Source organism: Paraburkholderia sp. PREW-6R (assembly GCF_039621805.1).
Classification (GTDB): domain Bacteria; phylum Pseudomonadota; class Gammaproteobacteria; order Burkholderiales; family Burkholderiaceae; genus Paraburkholderia.
Genome location: NZ_CP155073.1, coordinates 1,035,794 through 1,057,309, shown reverse-complemented (window position 1 = coordinate 1,057,309; position 21,516 = coordinate 1,035,794). Strand labels below are relative to the sequence as shown.

21 protein-coding genes and 1 tRNA gene are annotated in these 21,516 nt (G+C 61.7%); 7 read left to right on the top strand and 15 right to left on the bottom strand.

All coding sequences use genetic code 11. The annotated features are described in order from the left end of the window. Positions 1 to 13: 13 nt before the first annotated feature. From AAGS40_RS04620 to AAGS40_RS04580, 9 genes are all read right to left on the bottom strand, one after another. Complete coding sequence (locus tag AAGS40_RS04620) at positions 14 to 493, bottom strand: NADH-quinone oxidoreductase subunit B (protein ID WP_006052903.1); 480 nt, start codon at positions 491 to 493, stop codon at positions 14 to 16. 62 nt (positions 494 to 555) lie between these two features. Further along, a complete protein-coding gene (locus AAGS40_RS04615; RefSeq protein ID WP_013339872.1) occupies positions 556 to 915 on the bottom strand; it encodes an NADH-quinone oxidoreductase subunit A in 360 nt (119 codons plus the stop codon). A 163-nt stretch (positions 916 to 1,078) separates the two neighbouring features. Then, positions 1,079 to 1,163: transfer RNA gene (locus AAGS40_RS04610), tRNA-Leu, on the bottom strand. Positions 1,164 to 1,276: 113 nt separating this feature from the next. Continuing rightward, positions 1,277 to 1,654: a preprotein translocase subunit SecG gene (gene secG / locus AAGS40_RS04605; RefSeq protein WP_345813502.1), complete on the bottom strand. Its 378-nt coding sequence runs from the start codon at positions 1,652 to 1,654 to the stop codon at positions 1,277 to 1,279. A 90-nt stretch (positions 1,655 to 1,744) separates the two neighbouring features. After that, the gene (gene tpiA / locus AAGS40_RS04600; protein ID WP_345813501.1) at positions 1,745 to 2,521 is read right to left on the bottom strand and encodes a triose-phosphate isomerase; all 777 of its coding nucleotides are present in this window, start codon (positions 2,519 to 2,521) and stop codon (positions 1,745 to 1,747) included. A 145-nt stretch (positions 2,522 to 2,666) separates the two neighbouring features. Then, complete coding sequence (locus AAGS40_RS04595) at positions 2,667 to 3,689, bottom strand: NAD(P)H-quinone oxidoreductase (protein WP_345813499.1); 1,023 nt, start codon at positions 3,687 to 3,689, stop codon at positions 2,667 to 2,669. Positions 3,690 to 3,882: 193 nt separating this feature from the next. Further along, positions 3,883 to 6,030, bottom strand: a complete 2,148-nt coding sequence (gene pnp, locus AAGS40_RS04590) for a polyribonucleotide nucleotidyltransferase (RefSeq protein WP_345813497.1) — start codon at positions 6,028 to 6,030, stop codon at positions 3,883 to 3,885. A 399-nt stretch (positions 6,031 to 6,429) separates the two neighbouring features. Continuing rightward, entirely contained in the window at positions 6,430 to 6,702 is a 273-nt protein-coding gene (gene rpsO / locus AAGS40_RS04585) for a 30S ribosomal protein S15 (RefSeq protein ID WP_011487489.1), read from the bottom strand. A gap of 192 nt (positions 6,703 to 6,894) precedes the next feature. Further along, on the bottom strand, positions 6,895 to 8,223 hold the full coding sequence (locus AAGS40_RS04580) for a branched-chain amino acid ABC transporter substrate-binding protein (RefSeq protein WP_345813492.1): 1,329 nt from the start codon (positions 8,221 to 8,223) through the stop codon (positions 6,895 to 6,897). A 152-nt stretch (positions 8,224 to 8,375) separates the two neighbouring features. Between AAGS40_RS04580 and AAGS40_RS04575 the strand changes: the two genes are divergently transcribed. Further along, positions 8,376 to 8,924 (top strand): hypothetical protein, encoded by a 549-nt coding sequence (locus tag AAGS40_RS04575; RefSeq protein WP_345813491.1) that lies wholly within the window; start codon positions 8,376 to 8,378, stop codon positions 8,922 to 8,924. A 241-nt stretch (positions 8,925 to 9,165) separates the two neighbouring features. Here the strand turns inward: AAGS40_RS04575 and AAGS40_RS04570 are convergent, their stop codons facing one another. The 6 genes from AAGS40_RS04570 to AAGS40_RS04545 all read right to left on the bottom strand — a co-directional run bounded on the left by AAGS40_RS04570 (position 9,166) and on the right by AAGS40_RS04545 (position 16,471). Further along, entirely contained in the window at positions 9,166 to 10,713 is a 1,548-nt protein-coding gene (locus AAGS40_RS04570; RefSeq protein ID WP_345813490.1) for a 2-isopropylmalate synthase, read from the bottom strand. A 567-nt stretch (positions 10,714 to 11,280) separates the two neighbouring features. Then, positions 11,281 to 12,147 (bottom strand): CDP-diacylglycerol--serine O-phosphatidyltransferase, encoded by an 867-nt coding sequence (pssA, locus tag AAGS40_RS04565; RefSeq protein ID WP_345813489.1) that lies wholly within the window; start codon positions 12,145 to 12,147, stop codon positions 11,281 to 11,283. Between the two features lie 24 nt (positions 12,148 to 12,171). After that, on the bottom strand, positions 12,172 to 12,810 hold the full coding sequence (locus tag AAGS40_RS04560) for a phosphatidylserine decarboxylase (protein WP_345813488.1): 639 nt from the start codon (positions 12,808 to 12,810) through the stop codon (positions 12,172 to 12,174). Between the two features lie 144 nt (positions 12,811 to 12,954). Beyond that, positions 12,955 to 13,995 (bottom strand): ketol-acid reductoisomerase, encoded by a 1,041-nt coding sequence (gene ilvC, locus AAGS40_RS04555; protein WP_345814263.1) that lies wholly within the window; start codon positions 13,993 to 13,995, stop codon positions 12,955 to 12,957. Positions 13,996 to 14,104: 109 nt separating this feature from the next. Next, entirely contained in the window at positions 14,105 to 14,596 is a 492-nt protein-coding gene (gene ilvN, locus AAGS40_RS04550) for an acetolactate synthase small subunit (RefSeq protein ID WP_007588180.1), read from the bottom strand. 111 nt (positions 14,597 to 14,707) lie between these two features. Continuing rightward, positions 14,708 to 16,471 carry an acetolactate synthase 3 catalytic subunit gene (locus tag AAGS40_RS04545; protein WP_345813482.1) on the bottom strand — a complete coding sequence of 588 codons (1,764 nt, stop codon included), beginning with the start codon at positions 16,469 to 16,471 and terminating at the stop codon, positions 14,708 to 14,710. A gap of 466 nt (positions 16,472 to 16,937) precedes the next feature. Between AAGS40_RS04545 and AAGS40_RS04540 the strand changes: the two genes are divergently transcribed. The 6 genes from AAGS40_RS04540 to AAGS40_RS04515 all read left to right on the top strand — a co-directional run bounded on the left by AAGS40_RS04540 (position 16,938) and on the right by AAGS40_RS04515 (position 21,507). Continuing rightward, positions 16,938 to 17,501, top strand: coding sequence for an RNA polymerase sigma factor (locus tag AAGS40_RS04540; RefSeq protein WP_345814261.1), 564 nt, complete (start codon positions 16,938 to 16,940; stop codon positions 17,499 to 17,501). Continuing rightward, on the top strand, positions 17,498 to 17,926 hold the full coding sequence (locus AAGS40_RS04535; RefSeq protein WP_345813481.1) for a DUF3619 family protein: 429 nt from the start codon (positions 17,498 to 17,500) through the stop codon (positions 17,924 to 17,926). The genes AAGS40_RS04540 and AAGS40_RS04535 overlap by 4 nt, the downstream gene beginning before the upstream one ends. A 16-nt stretch (positions 17,927 to 17,942) precedes the next feature. Beyond that, positions 17,943 to 18,707, top strand: a complete 765-nt coding sequence (locus AAGS40_RS04530) for a DUF3106 domain-containing protein (protein WP_345813480.1) — start codon at positions 17,943 to 17,945, stop codon at positions 18,705 to 18,707. Positions 18,708 to 18,720: 13 nt separating this feature from the next. After that, positions 18,721 to 19,242, top strand: a complete 522-nt coding sequence (locus AAGS40_RS04525) for an RDD family protein (protein WP_345813479.1) — start codon at positions 18,721 to 18,723, stop codon at positions 19,240 to 19,242. Positions 19,243 to 19,503: 261 nt separating this feature from the next. Continuing rightward, complete coding sequence (locus AAGS40_RS04520) at positions 19,504 to 20,445, top strand: UDP-2,3-diacylglucosamine diphosphatase (RefSeq protein ID WP_345813478.1); 942 nt, start codon at positions 19,504 to 19,506, stop codon at positions 20,443 to 20,445. A 30-nt stretch (positions 20,446 to 20,475) separates the two neighbouring features. After that, the gene (locus AAGS40_RS04515; protein ID WP_345813477.1) at positions 20,476 to 21,507 is read left to right on the top strand and encodes a glycosyltransferase family 1 protein; all 1,032 of its coding nucleotides are present in this window, start codon (positions 20,476 to 20,478) and stop codon (positions 21,505 to 21,507) included. Positions 21,508 to 21,516: the final 9 nt, after the last annotated feature.

The following is a 21,516-nucleotide window of genomic DNA, read 5'->3' as shown; positions in this document are numbered from 1 at the left end:
GGGAGGCGTTGCCTTATTGACGGGCGATTGTGTTGGTGCGGCGAATCTTGGCTTGCAACTGGATCACACCGTACACCAGCGCTTCAGCGGTAGGCGGACAACCCGGCACGTAGACGTCCACGGGAACGATCCGATCGCAGCCGCGCACGACCGAATACGAGTAGTGGTAATAACCGCCGCCGTTCGCGCACGAACCCATGGAGATCACCCAGCGTGGCTCGGCCATCTGGTCGTAAACCTTGCGCAGAGCAGGCGCCATCTTGTTGCACAGCGTGCCGGCGACGATCATCACGTCCGACTGACGCGGACTTGGACGGAACACCACGCCAAAACGGTCGAGGTCATAACGGGCAGCACCCGCATGCATCATCTCGACCGCGCAGCACGCAAGACCGAACGTCATCGGCCATAGCGAGCCAGTGCGCGTCCAATTGATCAGTTTGTCTGCCGTGGTGGTGACAAACCCTTCCTTCAAGACCCCTTCAATACTCATTTGCTTTCCACTCCAGACGGGGCGGCAAGCCTGGCCACCCACGCAAACCGGCGATTAGTTCATCATTCCCAGTCGAGGCCGCCCTTCTTCCAGATGTAGGCGAAGCCCAGCAGGAATTCGAGCAGGAAAATCATCATTGCCATGAAGCCGGGCCAGCCAATGTCGCGCAGGGCCACGCCCCACGGGAACAGAAACGCGGTTTCAAGATCGAAAATGATGAAGAGAATGGCGACGAGGTAGTAGCGCACGTCGAACTTCATGCGCGCATCTTCGAATGCTTCGAAGCCGCACTCGTAAGGTGCGTTTTTCTCGGTGTCAGGTTTGTTGGGACCGAGGATCTTGCCGATGCTGACCAGTGCTACGCCTAAACCGGTGCCCACAACGAGGAACAACAAGACGGGGAAATAGGCTGCGAGGTTCAAGACTATCCTCAATCGGTTGGTTCTGAGTGCCGCCAAGAGCATAGCACTCCTGACGCGAAATCACTTCCGAAACGCACATGCCGCAAAACCATCGCGCAAATGCTGCGCCAGAAGTAAAAATGCCAGCCGAAGCGAAGCAAGCGGCTGGCATTTAGATAACATTTGGTGCCGACGGCGAGACTCGAACTCGCACAGCTTTCGCCACTACCCCCTCAAGATAGCGTGTCTACCAATTTCACCACGTCGGCACTAACTGCAATCCGGGAAAACAACTTTTAAAACCCGCGAATCGCTTCAAGACTTGAATTGTAACTGGTCTAAACAGTTTGTTCAACGCACAAAAGCACGTTTGAACGAAAATTTATTTCGGCACGCCGGTAGCGGGCACGGAAGCCGCCGAAGCCGGCAACGCAGCCGACGAACCTGCAGGCGCCGACGCCGCAGAGCTGGCAACCGGAGCGGTGGCTGCCGCGCCCAGCACACCTGCCGACGGTTTCGTGCGATACGAGCCGAGGTACGTCAGCGTCAGCGTGGTGACAAAAAAGACCGCTGCCAGCACCGCCGTGGTACGCGACAAAAAGTTCGCCGAACCCGTCGCGCCAAACAGACTGCCCGACGCGCCGCTACCAAAAGCAGCACCCATATCAGCGCCTTTACCGTGCTGCAGCAACACGAGACCAATGACCCCGAGTGCCGACAACAGCTGAACGACGATAATCAAAGTTTTCAAATACAGCATCACACTCACCTGAGTCTTATTTAACCGCGCTATACACGCAACACGTTGCGCGACACACGGGTTTGGGTGATCCCCGCCGAGGCGCCCTGCTCAACCACTCACGCTGATCGCGCCAGCCGCCTTGCAGATCGCCAGGAAATCCTGAGCCTTCAATGACGCGCCGCCGATCAGGCCGCCGTCGATATCCATTTGACCGAATAATTCCTCTGCGTTTTCGGGCTTCACGCTGCCGCCGTACAGCAAAGGCACGTCCGCCACCGCCGCACCCTTGGCTGCCAGACGGGAACGCAGGAATGCGTGCACCGCCTGAGCCTGCTGCGCCGATGCACTCTTGCCCGTGCCGATTGCCCATACCGGTTCGTAAGCAACGACGATACGCGCCGCCTCCTGCTCCGACAGCTTCACCAGCACCTCATCGAGCTGCGCGCCGACTACCTGCTCGGTCAGGTCGGCCTCACGCTCCTCGAGCGTTTCTCCGACACAGACGATCGGCGTCAAACCGGCCTCGAGCACACGCTGGGTTTTCACCGCAACCAGTTCAGCACTTTCGCGATGGTAGGCTCGCCGCTCCGAATGCCCGACGATCGCAAGCGTGGAGCCAAAATCCGTCACCATCGAGGCAGCGACTTCGCCGGTATAGGCGCCGTGCGTGAACGCGGATACGTCCTGCACGCCCCACATGACCCGACTGCCTTCCAGCAACGACTGGGTCTGTGCAAGATAAGGACAGGGTACGCATACGCCGACTCGCACATCAGCCGGCAATTCGCCCGTTCCCTGCGCGACAGCCTGCAACAGCGTTGCATTCTCCGCGAGGCGCCCGTGCATCTTCCAGTTCCCGACAACCAGCTTGGCTCTTTTCGGCATCGTCTCGTCTTTTTTAGATGGCGGACTTTACGCTGCGCTTAATTTGCGCTTACAGTCCGCCTCGGATTCATGCGGCGCGCGCAAAACGCACAATTTTACTGCGTGGGGGTGGTCCGGGTCAAACAGGCCCGTCAAACCGGCCGCGCTAGTGTGAAGCGTCCTGCGCCCAACTCAACATAATTTTGCCTACGTGCGTGCTGCTTTCCATCAGTTCGTGCGCCCGGGCAGCCTCCGCGGCAGGAAACACGCGAAATATCACCGGCTTGATCCGACCATCTTCAAGGTGCGGCCACACGCGTTCTTTCAACTGCGCGGCAATGTTCGCCTTGAACTCGACCGGCCGCGGACGCAACGTCGAACCCGTCACCGTCAAACGGCGCCGCAGCACGTCATTCAGATTCAATTCCGCCTTCGCACCGCCCAGTAACGCGATCACCACGATGCGGCCGCCATCGGCCAACGCCGTCAGTTCGCGCGAGACATAGCTGCCTGCCACCATGTCGAGGATTACGTCGACACCACGATCGTGCGTGAGCGACTTGATGACCTCGACGAAATCCTCAGTCTTGTAATTGATCGCGCGCTCAGCGCCCAACGCCTCGCATGCTCGGCACTTCTCATCCGTCCCTGCGGTGGCGAACACGCGAAAACCCAGCGCGTGTGCAATCTGGATCGCCGTCACGCCGATGCCGCTCGAGCCGCCCTGCACGAGCAGCGTTTCGTTCGGCGCGCCTTCACCGTTGCCGAGCTGCGCGCGCTCGAAAACATTGCTCCACACGGTGAAGAACGTTTCCGGCAGCGACGCTGCCTCCACGTCCGTCCAGCCTTTCGGCACGGGCAGACACTGCAGCAGCGGCGCGGCCACATACTCCGCGTAGCCGCCGCCCGCGAGCAATGCGCAAACACGATCGCCGATTTTCAGACCGAACGGATTGTTCTTTTCGTCGATAGTACCGCCGACAATTTCCCCCGCCACCTCCAACCCCGGCAAATCCGATGCGCCCGGCGGTGGCGCGTACCCGCCTTTGCGCTGGAACACATCCGGACGGTTGATGCCGGACGCTGCCACCTTGATCAGCACCTCGCCCGCCTTCGGTTGCGGCATGGGCCGCTCTGCCAGCTTGAGGACGTCCGGCGCCCCGAATTCGGTGATTTCGATCGCTTTCATCTGCGTCTGCTCCAAGATTGGATTGCGTTGCACATAAGTCAGTAGCAGCCTTCTGCGCGTGCGAAACGTCCGAACCGCGACGACGCGCTGCTTTAGCAAACAGAGTACCCGTTTGCACTGCAATCCACCCTGTGACCGTCATAAAAAACGGCCGGCGCGCATTCACGCTGCCGGCCGTCGTCACGCTATCGCATTACTGCGGCGTGGTTTCGCCTTGCGGCGCGCCGTTCGAACCTTCGTTCAGCAACGCCTTCGCCGACAGTCGCACACGACCTTTTTCGTCCGTCTGGATGACCTTGACCTTCACCTGCTGGCCGTCCTTCAGATAGTCGTTGATGTCCTTGATGCGCTCGTTGGCGATTTCGGAAATGTGCAGCAGACCGTCCTTGCCCGGCAGAATGTTCACGATCGCGCCGAAATCGAGCAGCTTGAGCACGGTGCCTTCATACACCTGGCCTACTTCGACCTCCAGCGTGATGTTCTCGATACGCTTCTTCGCTTCGGCCATCCCTTCGCTGCTCGTGCTTGCGATGGTGACGACGCCGTCGTCGGAAATATCGATTGTCGTGCCGGTTTCTTCGGTCAGCGCGCGGATCACCGAACCACCCTTGCCGATCACGTCGCGGATCTTCTCCGGATTGATCTTGATGGTGATCATACGCGGCGCATAGTCCGACAGCACCGTGTTGGCGCCCGACACCGCCGAGCTCATCTTGCTGAGGATATGCAAACGGCCTTCCTTCGCCTGCGCGAGCGCGACCTGCATGATTTCCTTGGTGATGCCCTGGATCTTGATGTCCATCTGGAGGGCGGTTACGCCGTGCTCCGTACCGGCCACCTTGAAGTCCATGTCGCCGAGGTGATCTTCGTCGCCGAGGATGTCGGTCAGCACGGCAAACTTGTTGCCTTCCAGGATCAGGCCCATCGCGATGCCGGCGACGTGCGCCTTCATCGGCACGCCGGCGTCCATCAGCGCGAGGCAGCCGCCGCACACCGAGGCCATCGACGAAGAACCGTTCGACTCCGTGATTTCCGATACGACGCGAATCGAGTAGCCGAATTCGTCTGCGCTCGGCAGGCATGCGGCCAGCGCGCGCTTGGCGAGGCGGCCGTGACCGATTTCACGGCGCTTCGGCGATCCGACGCGACCCGTTTCGCCAGTCGCGAACGGAGGCATGTTGTAGTGGAGCATGAAACGCTCGCGGTACTCGCCTTCGAGCGCGTCGATGTTCTGCTCGTCGCCCTTCGTGCCCAGGGTTGCAATCACCATGGCTTGCGTTTCGCCACGCGTGAAGAGCGCCGAGCCGTGCGTACGCGGCAGCACGCCGGTACGGATTTCGATCGGGCGCACCGTGCGCGTGTCGCGGCCGTCGATACGCGGCTCGCCGTTCAGGATCTGCGTCCGGACGATCTTCGCTTCGATGTCGAACAGCACGTTGCCGACGGTTGCCTTGTCAGCCGCCACCGAGCCGCCCGCTGCCGCGTCCTCTTCGAGGCGGGCCGACGTGGCTGCGTAGACTTCCTTCAGCTTGGCCGAGCGTGCCTGCTTGTCGCGGATCTGGTAAGCCGCGAGCAGATCGGCTTGCGCCAGTTCGGTCACGCGTGCGATCAGCGGCTCGTTTTTCGCCGCCGGCTGCCAGTCCCATTCCGGCTTGCCGCCTTCGCGGACCAGGTCATGGATCGCGTCGATCGCGATCTGCATCTGTTCGTGACCGAACACCACGGCGCCGAGCATCACTTCTTCGCTCAGTTGTTGCGCTTCCGATTCCACCATCAGCACCGCGCGTTCGGTACCGGCGACCACGAGGTCGAGCGCCGACTCCTTCATTTGCGGACGCGTCGGGTTCAACACGTATTCGTTATTGATGTAGGCCACGCGTGCTGCGCCGACCGGGCCGTTAAACGGCAGACCGGACACGGCAAGCGCCGCCGACGCGCCGATCAGCGCGGGAATGTCGGCGGGGATTTCGGGGTTTAGCGACAGCACGTGAATCACGACCTGGACTTCGTTGTAGAAGCCTTCCGGGAACAGCGGACGCAGCGGACGGTCGATCAGGCGCGAAATCAGCGTTTCACCTTCCGACGGACGGCCTTCGCGGCGGAAGAAACCGCCGGGGATCTTGCCGGCTGCGTAGGTCTTTTCGAGGTAGTCGACGGTCAGCGGGAAGAAGTCCTGGCCCGGCTTGGCCGTCTTGGCGCCGACGACAGTTGCCAGCACGACGGTGTCTTCGACATCGACGATCACCGCGCCGCTTGCCTGACGCGCGATTTCGCCCGTTTCCAGGCGAACGTTATGCTGTCCCCACTTAAATTCTTTGACGACCTTATTGAACATAGTCATTGCTTATCCTCTTCGTTACGCCGCGCGGACCAGAAGCGGCGCGGCAACGCCAGGACCGGCGCCGCATGGGAAGAGTAGTGTTATGCCATTCCAGAGAACCACGCCCTACATAGCGTACGCGCGCGAACCGCTGGAATGACACAAAGCTCCGCCCTGAAGCCCGGCCTTGTTTCCTGTGATGCTTTTCTACTGCGTTGTGTACTGCTTTTTATCGACTTCGATGCAAGCTGCCCGATGCTTCGTGACTCAGGTTGCAGCCGCATTTCCTGCCATCCGCTGCATGAACCTGCATGCCGCTGCGGACTTCAGCCGGCGCGCATCACATGAAGCGCGCCGTGCAAAAACAAAATGCCTGCATCAGCGGAACTGACACAGGCATCTTGCTGAACGACCGGCCGATTACTTACGCAGACCCAGCTTCTCGATCAGTGCACGGTAACGATCTGCGTCCTTACCCTTCAGGTAGTCGAGCAGCTTACGACGACGGCTCACCATGCGCAGCAGACCGCGGCGGCTGTGGTGATCTTTCGTGTGTGCCTTGAAGTGAACGGTCAGTTCGTTGATGCGGGTCGTGAGCAGCGCGACCTGAACTTCGGGGGAGCCGGTGTCGTTGGCTGCGCGTGCGAACTGCGCGACGACTTCAGACTTCTTGCTTGTTTCAACTGCGGACATGTCGATTTCCTTGAGAACTAGACAGGCGGTCACGGAAGAAAGGCCGTGCCGTGGATCAAACCCCGCGCAATGACTCGGCAAATACACCTGCCGCCTTACAACGGGACGCATATTGTAGCACAGCCGCATCCCGCCGCGAACCCGTACGTGCCGGGCGGACGCTGCGTCAGGCGTCCCGCGGCCAGCCTGTGCTCAGGGCCGCTTCATCCGGCAGACAGTCGGCGTAACGGTGCGCTCGGCAGGCAGCGCGAGCACCGTACGAAACCCATAGCCGGAGCCTTCGTTGTCGAAATGGACGCCCGGCGTGCCCGCCTTGTCCATCTCCATCACGTAGAGGGGCTGGATCAGCTGATGATCGTCGGCACGCATCCACGATGCATGAAAGCCATTGTCGAACCGGATGCCCTCCAGCGCATGCGCGACGGCTGTCGGGTCCGCGCTGCCGGCGCGGTTCATCGCCGCGGCCAGCGTCTCGATCATCAGCGGCATGCGCAGCACCGGGTAGTCGTCCTGCGCCGCCGGGAAGCGCGCGCGGAACGCCGCGTACCACGCGTCCGAAGCCGCGCTGCCCGCGTTCGGATGCCAGTCGGCCACCGCCACGACATGCTTCACGCCCGCGTCGCCCAGCGCGGCGGGCGCGCCGAGGCTGTTGCCGTAGAACGTGTAAAACTTCGTGTCGAGTCCCTGTTCGCGCGCCGCCTTCACGAGCAGCGTGAGATCGTTGCCCCAGTTGCCGGTAATGACCGCGTCCGCGCCGCTTGCGCGAATCTTCGCGATATACGGTGAGAAATCCTTCACACGTCCGATCGGGTGGAACTCATCGCCAACCACCGCGATGTCCGGGCGTCTGGACGCCAGCGCCGAGCGCGCGAGGCTGCTGACGTCGTGGCCGAAGCTGTAGTCCTGATTCAGCAGATACACTTTCCTGACAGCCTGGTCACGCTGGATCACGTCTGCGAGCGCGTCCATGCGCATGCCGGCGTGCGCGTCGAAGCGGAAGTGCCAGAAGCTGCAATTGGCATTGGTCAGCGCGGGATCGTCGGCGGAATAATTGAGAAACAGTTCACGGTTAGTGGGTTCGCGGCTGTTCTGCTTGTCGATCGCGCCGATCAGCGCGGCAGCGACCGCCGAGCTATTGCCTTGCATGACGTAGCCGATGTGACGGTCGGCGGCCGCGCGCAATTGCGTGAGCGCCTCTTCAGTACTGCCCTTGCTGTCCAGCACGACCAGTTCGAACGGATGCGCGCCGTCCGCCAGTTTCACGCCGCCATGCGCATTGACCTGTTCGACGCCGAAGCGCAGATTGCGCTCGACCGCCGCGCCCGCGTTTGCAAACGGGCCGGACATGCCCTCGATCAGGGCCAGCTGGATCGGCGCGCCCGCAGGCTTGCCGGCGGCGACACCGGACGTGTCCGCGACAGTCGCCACCGCAGCCGCACCGCTCGCGGCGTGAACCGTTGCCGCCAGTGAAAGAGCGGCCAGCGCCGCTGCCGCTCGCCGTTGCCACATTCGCATCGTCATGCCCTGCCTGAATCGTCGAAGCGCGGATAATAGGGCGTTCACGATGGAATAAGCAAGTCGCGCCGCCGGACGCAAATCTTTTGCCGCAGCGCATGTCAAAATAATGCGGTTCGACGATAAAAACCGCTCATCACATGCCATCGGAGGAATTCATGTTCAACCGCCAACCATTCGCGGCGGCCCTGGCAGGCGTGCCGGCTCTGCGCCTGCGTCGCGCGGCGCTGTTGAGCCTGAGCGCCCTGGCGCTCGCGGGCTGCGCGCAGCCGTGGCAACAATACAGCCAGGGCGGGGACGCGTCGACGATTGTCGCGCGTCTCGGGCCGCCGCGCGAAACATACGATCTGCCGAACGGCGGCAAGCGACTGATGTGGCCCACCCAGCCAATGGGCGAAACCACCACCGCCGCCGACATCGACGCGTCCGGCAAGATCGTCAATGTGCGTCAGGTGCTGCAGCCCAACGAGTTCTACCGCGCGGAGATTGGCAAGTGGACGAGAAGCGACGTGCTGGTGAACTTCGGCCGGCCGGAGGAAACCGCCTATTTCCCGCTGATGAAGCGCGATGTCTGGACCTACCGCTATCTCGAAGACAACGTGTGGTACATGCTGTATAGCTTTTACTTCGACGAACAGGGCATCCTGCGGACGACCCAGAAAACGCCCGACCCGCTGCACGATCCGGATCGCCGCGGGCTCTTCTGATTACATGAGCAAGTGCGCCGCCACGCGGTGACCGGTCATTGAACCGACCAGGCCGCCGCTTTGGCGGCTTTTTTTGTTCTTTTCGCGCATGCAGAAATTGCGTTGGTTGAACTGCGCCCCAAACCGTTGGACAGATGTCCAGCATCTGGGGCGCCGCTCACGAAAACGATACAGGCCTTTCTCACCGCCTCGCAGGAAGACGCGAATCACGCCCGCGTAGACACCCCTCACTCCAGCGCGATCACTCCGAACGCTGCGGATTCAACTTGTTCACGTTCGAATAGAGCTTGTTCAACGCCGAGATATACGCCTTCGCAGAAGCGGCGACGATGTCCGGATCGGTGCCCACCCCGTTCACGATGCGTCCACTCTTCGACAGCCGCACGGTCACTTCGCCTTGCGCCTGCGTGCCGGTGGTAATGGCGTTCACCGAGTACAGCAGCAACTCTGAACCGCTGCCCACTTCCGTTTCGATTGCATTCAGCGTGGCGTCCACCGGGCCATTGCCCCGCGCCTCGCCGGTAATCTCCTGGCCCTCGACCGAGAACACGATCTTCGCGTGCGGCTGTTCGCCTGTCTCCGAATGCTGCGACAGCGACAGAAACTTGTAGTGCTCCTTCTCCTGCGCTTCGGCGGATTCTTCGGTGACGATCGAGATGATGTCCTCGTCGAAGATTTCCGACTTGCGGTCAGCCAGTTCCTTGAAGCGCGCGAATGCGGTATTCAGTTCCGCTTCGCTGTCCAACGCAATGCCTAATTCCTGCAGACGCTGCTTGAACGCATTGCGGCCCGACAGTTTGCCGAGCACGATCTTGTTCGCACTCCAGCCCACGTCTTCGGCGCGCATGATCTCGTAAGTGTCGCGCGCCTTCAGCACGCCGTCCTGGTGAATGCCGGATGCATGCGCGAACGCGTTCGCGCCGACCACCGCCTTGTTCGGCTGCACGACAAAGCCGGTGATCTGCGACACGAGCTTCGAGGCCGGCACGATTTGCGTGGTGTCGAGGCCGAGTTCGAGGCCAAAATAATCCTTGCGGGTTTTCACCGCCATGACGATTTCTTCGAGCGACGTGTTGCCCGCCCGCTCGCCGAGACCGTTGATCGTGCACTCGACCTGACGCGCGCCGCCAATCTGCACACCGGCGAGCGAGTTGGCCACTGCCATGCCGAGGTCGTTATGGCAGTGCACCGAAAACACGGCCTTGTGTGAATTCGGAATACGCTCGCGCAGTGTCCTGACGAGCTGACCATACAATTCCGGCACACCATAGCCGACGGTGTCTGCGATGTTGATCGTGGTCGCGCCTTCGGCGATCACCGCTTCGAGCACGCGGCACAGAAAGTCCATGTCCGAGCGGCTGCCGTCTTCGGGCGAAAACTCGACGTCGTCCGTGAACTTGCGCGCGAAACGCACTGCGAGCCGCGCCTGCTCGAACACCTGATCCGGCGTCATGCGCAGCTTCTTTTCCATGTGAAGCGGAGACGTGGCGATAAAGGTGTGGATGCGGAAATGATCGGCGGGCTTGAGCGCGTCTGCTGCGCGCTGAATGTCTTTGTCGTTCGCGCGGGCGAGCGAGCAAACCGTGCTGTCCTTGACCATGCCGGCGATTGTCTGGATCGCGTCGAAGTCGCCATTCGAACTTGCGGCAAACCCGGCCTCGATCACGTCCACTTTCATCCGCTCCAGTTGTTTGGCAATGCGGATCTTTTCTTCTTTCGTCATCGATGCGCCGGGCGACTGCTCGCCGTCACGCAACGTAGTGTCGAATATGATGAGTTTGTCGGACATGTCGGGTCTCCTGAGGAGTCGTTCGATGATGGGGATCGGATATTGGAATGTGATGGTGCGCCACCGCTTGCGACATTCGCTCGCGCGATGTTATGGCTGGCGAAGCGACAAGGGAGTCATCGCGACGCACGCGCCAGCGCCATGCGGCGCGCTGGCTTCTCGACGCGCAGGTTCGCGTAAAAGCGCAGCTGAACGTGCAGCCCGAGGCAGGCGTGAGGCATGCATCCAACGACTATAACGACATTCCAGGCGCCATGCAACGCACGCCCCACTCGCGCCGACATGCCGCCAGACGGGCCTGAGACAATGCACACATCCGGCAGATACCGCGTTCCAGAAACGAAAAACGGCGGCCTGTTAAGAGGCCGCCGTTTTTTAATGCGGCTGATTCGCGCTGCCGCCTGTGGCGCTGAATGATGCGCCTGACTCCTACCGCTGACTTATACCGCTGACTTACACCGCTAACGCACCCTGCTAACCTGCCGCCACCCCGGCAACGCAAGCTTGACACTTCGCTCGAACCGCCGCGTCCGACCCAGAGGTCACACGTGCATGCGCGGTACGCGCTTATCTGTCGCGTTGCACCGAACGCGCCGGATTTGCCCTGCCGCGCAGCGCCTGGTATCCCCAGAACACATAGCCCGACAAGCCGTACAGCACAAACAGGCCAAACAGCATCAGCGGCGGATCGGACGAGACCAGCACGAACGCGACCACCACCAGCAGAATCACACCGAACGGCACGCGATGCCGCACGTCGAGCGCCTTGCCGCTATAGAACGGCGCGTTCGACACCATCGTTACGCCTGCATAGATGGTCAGCACGAAAGCCACCCACGGCAACCACACGAGCTTGAGCGGCACGCGATTGTCAGTGGCAAGCCATACGAAGCCGGCGATCAGCGCCGCCGCGGCCGGGCTCGGCATGCCCTGGAAGAAGCGTTTATCGACCACGCCGATGTTGGTGTTAAAACGCGCGAGCCGCAATGCCGCACCGGAACAGTAAACGAACGCCGCCAGCCAGCCCCAGCGCCCGAGGTCTTTCAGAATCCACTCGTACATCACGAGCGCCGGCGCCACACCGAACGAAACCATGTCGGACAGACTGTCGAACTGCTCGCCGAACGCGCTTTGCGTATGCGTCATGCGTGCAACGCGACCGTCCATGCCGTCGAGCACCATCGCGACGAAGATCGCAATGGCCGCCACTTCAAAGCGCACGTTCATGGCTTGCACGACGGCAAAAAAGCCGCAGAACAGCGCCGCCGTGGTGAACGCGTTGGGCAGCAGATAAATGCCGCGCTTTCTCAAAAACTGCTGGCGCTGCGCACGCCGGCTGTCGACAGCCGACTCCGTCACCATGGGCTTGTTACGGCGGAACGGACGCGGCAGCGGTCCACTGTTACGGGGTCGACGCGGTTTGAATGCGGCCATTCGCAAAACCTCCTGGGTGCCGCTTTATAGTTCAGCGAGGATCGTGGACGATGCGGAAACCTTTTCGCCGATCGACACGCGCGGACGGCTGCCCACCGGCAGATAGACATCCACGCGCGAGCCAAACCGGATGAACCCATACCGTTGACCCCGCGTAAGCGGCTCACCTGCGCGTACGTAGCAAAGAATGCGCCGCGCGATCAAACCGGCGATCTGCACCGAAGTCACCGTCTGGCCGCTGGCCATTTCGATCACTACCGCATTGCGTTCGTTTTCGGTCGACGCCTTGTCCACCGCAGCGTTCAGATACGCGCCGGGAAAATATTCGACCTTCGAGATTGCGCCATCTACTGGCGAGCGTTGCGAGTGCACGTTGAACACGTTCATGAACACGCTGATCTTCAACGCTTCGCGATTGGCATACGGATCATGCGCGGTTTCCACAGCGACGATGCGCCCGTCGGCAGGACACAGCACGGCGTTAGCCTGCGTGGGAATGGGACGGGCCGGGTCGCGGAAGAACTGCACGACGAAGATCAGGATCAGCCAGAACAGCCATGCAAAGCCGAACCCCGCGAAGGCATGAACCAGTAAAGCAACAACGGCCGCGATGGCGATGAACGGCCAGCCTTCTCGCGCGATGATCGGATGAGGGTAATTCATGGATGGCTTCTGTATTTTGTAAAACCGTAGCATAGCAAAAGCCGCCCAGGGTTCAGCACCCTTGGGCGGCTTTTTGAATGACCGGTCGTTGCACGCGTGTGTACTTACGTGCAGCGCCGGTTCAGACGCAATGAAACTGGCGCTTTAGTTCTTCGACTGGTCGACCAGCTTGTTCTTCGCGATCCACGGCATCATCGCGCGCAGCTTCGCACCAACCTGTTCGATCTGGTGCTCGGCCGTCAGACGGCGGCGCGATTGCAGCGTCGGTGCGCCAGCCTTGTTTTCGATGATGAAGCTCTTTGCGTACTCGCCCGTCTGAATGTCGGTCAGCACGGCCTTCATCGCTTTCTTCGTCTCGGCCGTCACAATACGCGGACCCGTCACATACTCGCCGTATTCGGCGTTATTCGAGATCGAGTAGTTCATGTTCGCGATGCCGCCTTCGTAGATCAGGTCGACGATCAGCTTCAGTTCGTGCAGGCATTCGAAATACGCCATTTCCGGCGCGTAGCCTGCTTCAACCAGCGTTTCAAAACCAGCCTTGATCAGGTCGACCGTCCCGCCACACAGAACAGCCTGTTCGCCGAACAGGTCGGTTTCCGTTTCTTCGCGGAAGTTCGTTTCGATGATGCCGGCACGGCCGCCGCCGTTCGCTGCCGCGTACGACAATGCGATGTCACGCGCTGCGCCCGACTTGTCCTGTGCGACCGCGATCAGGTGCGGCACGCCGCCACCTTGCGTGTACGTGCCGCGAACCGTATGGCCCGGCGCCTTCGGCGCGATCATGATGACGTCCAGGTCCGCGCGCGGAATCACCTGACCGTAGTGCACGTTAAAGCCGTGCGCGAACGCGAGCGCTGCACCTTCTTTGGCGTTGCCGTGCACTTCCTTTGCATAGACTTCGGCGATCTGCTCGTCCGGCAGCAGCATCATGACCACGTCCGCACCTTTCACGGCTTCCGCGACTTCCTTCACCTGCAGTCCGGCGTTCTCAGCCTTGCTCCACGATGCGCCGCCCTTGCGCAGACCGACCGTGATGTTCACGCCGCTCTCTTTCAGGTTCAGCGCGTGCGCATGGCCTTGCGAGCCATAGCCGATGATGGTGACCTGCTTGCCCTTGATGAGGGAGAGGTCAGCGTCCTTGTCGTAGAAAACTTTCATGTCGGTTCCTTGGCTAAATTCGATGATTCGGTGAAATTCAGATATTGCGAATAGTGTGTTGCGTGGCCGGACCGCTGAAGGCGCTGACCGGCCCGATCGACTAGGGTGATGGACGGCGAGGTGGGCTCGCGCGTCACACCTTCAGAATGCGCTCGCCGCGACCGATGCCCGAGCCGCCCGTACGGACCGTTTCGAGAATCGCCGTAGCGTCGAGCCCTTCGATGAACGCGTCGAGCTTTTCACTCGCGCCCGTCAGTTCGATCGTGTAGGTCTTTTCGGTGACGTCGATGATGCGGCCGCGGAAAATATCCGACATCCGCTTCATCTCCTCACGTTCCTTGCCGACCGCCCTCACCTTGATCAACATCAGCTCGCGTTCGATGTGGGCGCCCTCGGTAAGGTCGACCACTTTCACCACCTCGATCAGGCGGTTCAGATGCTTCGTGATCTGTTCGATCACGTCGTCCGAGCCAATGGAGACGATGGTCATGCGCGACAGCGAACGGTCTTCGGTCGGAGCCACCGTCAAGGTTTCGATGTTGTAGCCGCGTGCCGAGAAGAGCCCGACTACGCGTGATAACGCGCCCGGTTCGTTTTCCAGCAGGACTGAAATGATGTGTCTCATGTTTCGCTTCTTCCAGATGTTTTGTCGATGTATGCGAGCAGTTCGCGCCGCCTCGTGCGCCAACGCCTTTCTTGAAGGCGCGCGCAACGAAGCCGGCGTCGGAAACAGTCGTTATAGATCTTCCGAACCCATGAGCATCTCGGTGATGCCCTTGCCGGCCTGAACCATCGGCCAGACGTTTTCGGTCGGATCGGTCTGGAAATCGAGAAACACCGTGCGATCTTTCAGGCGCAGCGCTTCCTTCAGCGCCGGCTCCACGTCGGCCGTGCGTTCGATACGCATGCCTACGTGACCGAACGCTTCGGCGAGCTTCACGAAATCGGGCAGCGCATCCATGTACGAATGCGAATACCGCTTGCTGTATTCGATCTGCTGCCACTGGCGCACCATGCCCAGATAGCGGTTGTTCAGCGAAATGATCTTGACCGGAGTCTCGTACTGCTTGCAGGTGGAGAGCTCCTGGATGCACATCTGGATCGAGCCTTCGCCCGTGATGCAGAGCACGTCGTCGTCCGGGTGCGCCATCTTCACGCCCATCGCGGCCGGCAGGCCGAAGCCCATCGTGCCGAGGCCACCGGAGTTGATCCAGCGGCGCGGCTTGTTGAAGCGATAGAACTGCGCCGCCCACATCTGGTGCTGGCCGACGTCGGAACAGACGAACGCATTGCCGTCGGTCAGCTCCCACGCCTTCTCCACCACGTACTGCGGCTTGATGATGTCGCTCTTGCGGTCGAACTTCAGGCAGTCTTTCGCGCGCCAGGCTTCGATGTCCTTCCACCAGTCGGCGAGCGCCGCGGTGTCCGGGCCATGCTCGGCCGTCTGCAACTGCTCGATCAGTTCCTTGAGCACTTCCTTCACGTCGCCGACAATCGGAATGTCGACCTTGACCCGTTTGGAAATGGACGACGGATCGATGTCGATATGAATGATCTTGCGCGGACGCGAAGCAAAGTGCGCCGGGTCGCCGATCACGCGGTCGTCGAAACGCGCGCCGATCGCGATCAGCACGTCGCAGTGCTGCATCGCCATGTTGGCTTCGTACGTGCCGTGCATGCCGAGCATGCCGAGGAATTTTTTGTCGCTCGCGCGGTAGCCGCCCAGACCCATCAGCGTATTGGTGACGGGATAGCCGAGCAGATCGGCGAACTGGTTCAGCTCACGCGAGGCGTCCGCGAGAATGATGCCGCCGCCCGTGTAGATATAAGGACGTTTGGCCGACAGCAGCAAGGCCACGGCCTTGCGGATCTGACCGGAGTGACCTTTCGTGACCGGGTTGTACGAGCGCAGCGAGACGGATTTGATCGGCTCGTACTGGCAAGGCGTTTTCGACACGTCTTTCGGAATGTCGATCAACACCGGGCCGGGACGGCCGGTACGGGCGATATAGAAAGCTTTCTTGACGGTCGCGGCGAGGTCGCGCACGTCCTTCACGAGGAAGTTGTGCTTCACGCATGGACGCGTGATGCCGACCGTATCGCACTCCTGGAATGCATCCTGACCGATCGCTGCAGTCGGCACCTGGCCGCTGATCACGACGAGTGGAATCGAATCCATGTACGCAGTGGCGATGCCGGTGACCGCATTGGTCACACCCGGGCCGGAAGTCACGAGACACACACCGACTTTGCCGGTGGAACGCGCGTAGGCGTCGGCAGCGTGGACGGCGGCCTGCTCATGGCGCACGAGGATGTGCTGGAATTTGTCCTGCTTGTACAGCTCGTCGTAAATGTAGAGTACCGAGCCGCCGGGATAGCCCCAGACGAACTCGACGTCTTCGTCAGCCAGTGCTTTCATGAGCACGGTGGCGCCGATAGAGTCAGCTTCGATATGGGGAGTCGTATCCGACGTGGAGAATTCCGCGCTGGGCATATTCATTTATTCACCTTTCGAAATTTCGGCAAAAATTTGATCGGGTGCTCTCTGCCGGGCTTGTGGCTCGGGTTCAAGCGGCGCGTCCAGTTGACAGGTGAGCTTCTTGGGCCACACCTCAATTGAGACAAGTCACTTATGTTGCGAACCAGCGACGATAGCGGCAGACGCCTCCGCGGTCAAGCAAATAATGCCTGCACACCCGTCGCATGGCCGCTTCGCGCGCAGACCTGACCGATGTACGGCGGCGATTGCCGGCCGCACGCCGACTCAAGTAGTCGAAAGAAAGAGCGGGTCGATATGCCGCAAGCGACGCAATGCGACATCGCGGAAAACGAGTGAATTCGCTGTTATAGGGATGCAAGCTGCATCACGTTTCGCCCCAGCCGCGCAAAAGTTTGTTAGCATCCGCGAGTTTTACGACATTTTTCGACCGATTACGCGCACGCTCGCTGCGCCGACCCCCAAACGGATGGCATCAGACAAGGAACTCGCCGATTTTCTGGCGGGCGTCGAAAGGCGCGCATTCAAGCAGACGGTCTACGCCGTGCGGGACGACGACGCCTCGCTCGACATCGTGCAGGACGCGATGATCAAGCTCGCCGAAAAATACGGCGACCGGCCGGCGGCCGAACTTCCCCTCCTGTTTCAGCGTATTCTCCAGAATGCGATGCACGACTATTTCCGTCGTGCGAAAGTACGCAATACCTGGGTGAGTCTTTTTTCGTCGCTTGGCAACGCGGACGACGAAGATTTCGACCCTCTCGAAATCTTCGAGGCCCAGCAAGGCTCGGCGGGCGCCGAGAGCAACGAGCAGAGACTCGAACGCGAACAGGTCCTGCAGTTGATCGACGACGAGATCCAAAAGTTACCGGCACGTCAACGGGAGGCGTTTCTCATGCGTTATTGGGAAGATATGGATGTCGCTGAGACTGCCGCCGCAATGGGCTGCTCCGAGGGCAGTGTGAAAACGCACTGCTCGCGGGCCACTCACACGCTGGCGCAAGCGCTCAAGGCCAAAGGAATCACGCTATGAGCTCCCTCGAAACAAAAGAACTCGAGTTCGCCCGCCAGGTGCGCCGCGCGCTCGACGAAAACGCTGCCAGCATTCCGTCCGCTACTGTCGACCGACTCGCCGCGGCGCGTCGCGCCGCGCTGACCCGCAAAAAGCCCGAACCCGTCAGCGCACCGGTGTTCGCGCCGGCATTCGCCGGCGCGGGTATCCCGTCCGGCATTCCGCAAGCCGAACTTCCGCAGCGCCGCCGCTCGCCGCTGCGCCGCTTTGCGCTCGCCTGGCCGCTCGTCGCGCTGGTCGTGAGCCTCGTCGGAATCGCGTACTGGGAAGACCAGCAGCGTACCGCCGAGCTTGCCGACATCGACGCGGCCATGCTGAGCGATGATCTGCCGCTCAATGCCTACCTCGACCACGGCTTCAACGCGTATCTTTCACGCGCCCACTGAGCGGGAGATTTTTCGGGTGAGCTACAAGCGCGGCCTGGCCGTTGTTTTCGGATGCACGATTGCGGCCCTGGTGTCGTTTGCCGCCACGTATCCGCGCTTTTATCCGGGTCCCTCCACCTCCAGTGCGCCTGTAGCCGGCGGCACCGCCACGGCCAGGGCTCCCGCGCCCACGCTCGCCGTGGATCTGCCCAGCCTGCCCGGCAGCAACAGCCCGATGGCGTGGTCGCGCCTGTCCGCCGCCGAGCACGTCGCGCTGGCTCCCTTTGCCTCCCAGTGGGACGGATTTAGCGACGAGCGCAAGCGCAAATGGCTGAAGATCGCATCGCGTTACTCGAAGATGTCGGCGGATGCCCAAAAACGCCTGCATGACCGCATGACCGAGTGGACCCGCATGACGCCGGATCAGCGCAAGGTCGCGCGGGAGAATTATCAGGTCTCCAAGGAGCTGCCGCGCGAGACGCGCCAGAATGCGTGGAAGGCGTACCAGCAGTTGCCCGAGGAGCAGAAGGAACGGCTCGCGGCCAGCGAGCGCAAGCGCCGGCCGAGCGTCGTCAGCGCGCCGCCGTCGGGCCGCAGCGAAATCAAGGGGCTCGACCGTCTGGTCAATGCCCGTGAGCACGGCGCAAGCGGCGCCGCAGCCGTGAGCGCCGCGCCCGGCGCATCGCTGCCGAGCCCCGTGGCCGCGTCCGCACCGGCCATTCCGGCGGCCGGCAGTTTCGTGCCGGCCACGCCGTTGCCGGTCTCGCCGGCCGAAGCGCCTTCCATTTTCAACGGCTCCTGACCCGGGCCGCGCCGTGTCCCAGCCGCTCACCACCTCGTCCGTGTCCGCCGACGCGCCCGGCACCGCGCCGACCGTGCGGCGACGCCTCGCGGCGCTGCTCTACGAAGCAGTGATCCTGTTCGGCGTGGTGTTTATCGCCGGTTATCTGTTCAGCACGTTGACGCAGCAACGCAACGGCCTGACCCATCACGATTTGCTCGCCGCCTGGATCGGCTTCGTGGTCGGTCTGTACTTCGTCTGGTTCTGGACCCACAGCGGCCAGACGTTGCCGATGAAAACCTGGCGCCTGCGCGTGGTCACGGGCAGCGGCGCACCACTTTCCGTGGGACGCGCGATCGTCCGCTATGTGTTCGCATGGCTGTGGTTCCTGCCGCCGCTCGCGCTGCATCCGCTCTTCGGCCTGAGCGTGCCGCAGACGCTCGCAACTGCCGGCGTGTGGTTCGTGCTATGGGCCGCAACCGGACGCTTCGATCCCCAACGTCGCTTTCTGCACGACCGCCTTGCCGGCACACGCGTGATCGACGTCGCCAGGTAAGCCGCGCATTGGGCGGCCGACGCCGACGCCGACGGGCCGCCCGTGCCAGCGCATTGGCGTTTCAGCGGATCACCGACCTCGCACGCCGAGCGCATACGGCGCGCAGACGCCACATCTGAACACCCACCGCGCGACGCTGGCCGCCGGCAAGACCTGCCCCTCCCTATGTGACGTTCGCAGTAATAAGAACTTCTCATGACTGTCACGGCACAGTCACGCGCAGAAGGCTCAATACGGGCACCGCAACTCGACGCGTGAGCCATGGACCCCAAAACGTCCGCGACCTCCCTGTTCCGCCAGACCGGTCCGAGCGTCGACCCCGTCGCGTTCCATCCGGAATCCTTCGCCAGTCTTGGCCTGCCATTGCCGGCAGCGCCGCCGTCGGACGAGCCGCAGCCCGGGCGTCACGACGACGATCACGCCGAGCCGGTGCGTTATCGCACCATCTGGCTGTCCGACATCCATCTCGGTTCGAGCGGCTGCCAGGCGCCTTATCTGCTCGACTTCCTGCGCCACAACGAGTCGGAATATCTCTACCTCGTCGGCGACATCATCGACGGCTGGCAGCTGAAAAAGGGCTGGTACTGGCCGCAGGCGCACAACGACGTCGTGCAGAAGGTGCTGCGCAAGGCGCGCAAAGGCACCCAGGTGATCTACGTGCCGGGCAATCACGACGAAGCCGCGCGTCAGTTCTGCGACCTCGCGTTCGGCGACATCCACGTGCGCGGCGAGGCGTTTCACACCACCCTCGCCGGCAAGCGCCTGTGGATCGTGCACGGCGACCTGTTCGACGGCGTGATCCAGCACGCGAGGTGGCTCGCCTATCTCGGCGACACGCTCTACACGATGATCCTCGTCCTGAACCGCTGGTTCAATCGCATTCGCAGCCGGCTCGGCTTTCCGTACTGGTCGCTGTCGCAGTATCTGAAACATCAGGTGAAGAATGCGGTGAATTTCATCTCGTCGTTCGAACGCGTCATGACGGACGAAGCGCGCCGCCGCGGCTGCGACGGCGTGGTGTGCGGACATATCCATAAAGCCGAGATACGCGATATCGACGGCGTGCTGTACTGCAACGACGGGGATTGGGTCGAAAGTCTGTCGGCCCTCGTCGAGACGTACGAAGGCGAACTCAAGGTGATCTACTGGACCGTGATGCGCTCCCCTGAAGTGGGCGTGCAAAAGGCCCGTGCAACTGCGTAGTCCTTCCAAAATATCAAAGGGCCGAAACCGATGAAGATCATGATCGTCACCGACGCATGGGAACCGCAGGTCAATGGCGTCGTGCGCACGCTGAAAAACACCACGCGCGAGCTTACCGCGCTCGGTCATCACGTCGATCTGTTGACGCCGCTCGAATTCAAAACCATTCCCTGCCCGACCTACCCGGAGATCCGTCTGTCGCTGATGCCGCGCCGCAAGCTGCGCGAGCGTATCGACGCGTTCGCGCCGGACGCGCTGCACATCGCCACCGAAGGCCCGCTCGGCATGGCCGCGCGCGCTTATGCGCTGCGTCACAAACTGCCGTTCACGACCGCTTATCACACACGCTTTCCCGAGTACGTGCAGGCGCGCTTTGGCATTCCGGTCGCCGTGACCTACCGGTTTCTGCACTGGTTCCACAAGCCTTCGCTTGCCGTGATGGCGCCCACGCCGGTCGTGAAAAGCGACCTCGAGAAGTTCGGGTTCACGAACGTGGTGCTGTGGACGCGCGGCGTCGATCTCGACATTTTCCGGCAGATGGATTCGAAGGTGCTCGACACCGCGCGGCCGATCTTTCTGTACGTCGGGCGCGTCGCGGTCGAGAAAAATGTCGAGGCGTTTCTGAAGCTGGATCTGCCCGGCTCGAAGTGGGTCGCGGGTGAAGGTCCGGCGCTTGCCGAGTTGAAGTCGCGTTATCCGCAAGCCAATTATCTCGGCGTGCTGACGCAAGCCGAACTCGCGAAAGTCTACGCCGCCGCCGACGTCTTCGTGTTCCCGAGCCGCACCGATACGTTCGGGCTCGTTCTGCTCGAAGCGCTCGCGTGCGGCACGCCCGTCGCGGCCTATCCGGTCACGGGTCCGATCGACGTGCTCGGCAACGGCGGCGCAGGCGCAATGAACGAAGACCTGCGCAAAGCCTGCCTCGAAGCGCTGAAGATCGACCGCAACCACGCGCGCGCGTGGGCCGAACGTTTCTCGTGGGCGGCTGCGTCCGAGCAGTTCGCCGCGCATCTGAAACCGCTGCCGCGCACATCGTACCGGGAGGAAAGCGCCGCCGCGTGACGCGGCGCG

What these genes read in the sequence shown, in the direction of transcription:
- AAGS40_RS04515 (WP_345813477.1), top strand. Translation starts at nt 20,476, where the DNA reads ATGAAGATCATGATCGTCACCGACGCATGGGAACCGCAGGTCAATGGC.
- secG (WP_345813502.1), bottom strand. Translation starts at nt 1,654, where the DNA reads ATGCTGTATTTGAAAACTTTGATTATCGTCGTTCAGCTGTTGTCGGCA.
- AAGS40_RS04560 (WP_345813488.1), bottom strand. Translation starts at nt 12,810, where the DNA reads ATGAATTACCCTCATCCGATCATCGCGCGAGAAGGCTGGCCGTTCATC.
- pssA (WP_345813489.1), bottom strand. Translation starts at nt 12,147, where the DNA reads ATGGCCGCATTCAAACCGCGTCGACCCCGTAACAGTGGACCGCTGCCG.
- AAGS40_RS04620 (WP_006052903.1), bottom strand. Translation starts at nt 493, where the DNA reads ATGAGTATTGAAGGGGTCTTGAAGGAAGGGTTTGTCACCACCACGGCA.
- AAGS40_RS04580 (WP_345813492.1), bottom strand. Translation starts at nt 8,223, where the DNA reads ATGACGATGCGAATGTGGCAACGGCGAGCGGCAGCGGCGCTGGCCGCT.
- pnp (WP_345813497.1), bottom strand. Translation starts at nt 6,030, where the DNA reads ATGACTATGTTCAATAAGGTCGTCAAAGAATTTAAGTGGGGACAGCAT.
- AAGS40_RS04540 (WP_345814261.1), top strand. Translation starts at nt 16,938, where the DNA reads ATGGCATCAGACAAGGAACTCGCCGATTTTCTGGCGGGCGTCGAAAGG.
- AAGS40_RS04595 (WP_345813499.1), bottom strand. Translation starts at nt 3,689, where the DNA reads ATGAAAGCGATCGAAATCACCGAATTCGGGGCGCCGGACGTCCTCAAG.
- AAGS40_RS04535 (WP_345813481.1), top strand. Translation starts at nt 17,498, where the DNA reads ATGAGCTCCCTCGAAACAAAAGAACTCGAGTTCGCCCGCCAGGTGCGC.
- rpsO (WP_011487489.1), bottom strand. Translation starts at nt 6,702, where the DNA reads ATGTCCGCAGTTGAAACAAGCAAGAAGTCTGAAGTCGTCGCGCAGTTC.
- AAGS40_RS04575 (WP_345813491.1), top strand. Translation starts at nt 8,376, where the DNA reads ATGTTCAACCGCCAACCATTCGCGGCGGCCCTGGCAGGCGTGCCGGCT.
- AAGS40_RS04520 (WP_345813478.1), top strand. Translation starts at nt 19,504, where the DNA reads ATGGACCCCAAAACGTCCGCGACCTCCCTGTTCCGCCAGACCGGTCCG.
- ilvN (WP_007588180.1), bottom strand. Translation starts at nt 14,596, where the DNA reads ATGAGACACATCATTTCAGTCCTGCTGGAAAACGAACCGGGCGCGTTA.
- tpiA (WP_345813501.1), bottom strand. Translation starts at nt 2,521, where the DNA reads ATGCCGAAAAGAGCCAAGCTGGTTGTCGGGAACTGGAAGATGCACGGG.
- AAGS40_RS04545 (WP_345813482.1), bottom strand. Translation starts at nt 16,471, where the DNA reads ATGAATATGCCCAGCGCGGAATTCTCCACGTCGGATACGACTCCCCAT.
- AAGS40_RS04570 (WP_345813490.1), bottom strand. Translation starts at nt 10,713, where the DNA reads ATGTCCGACAAACTCATCATATTCGACACTACGTTGCGTGACGGCGAG.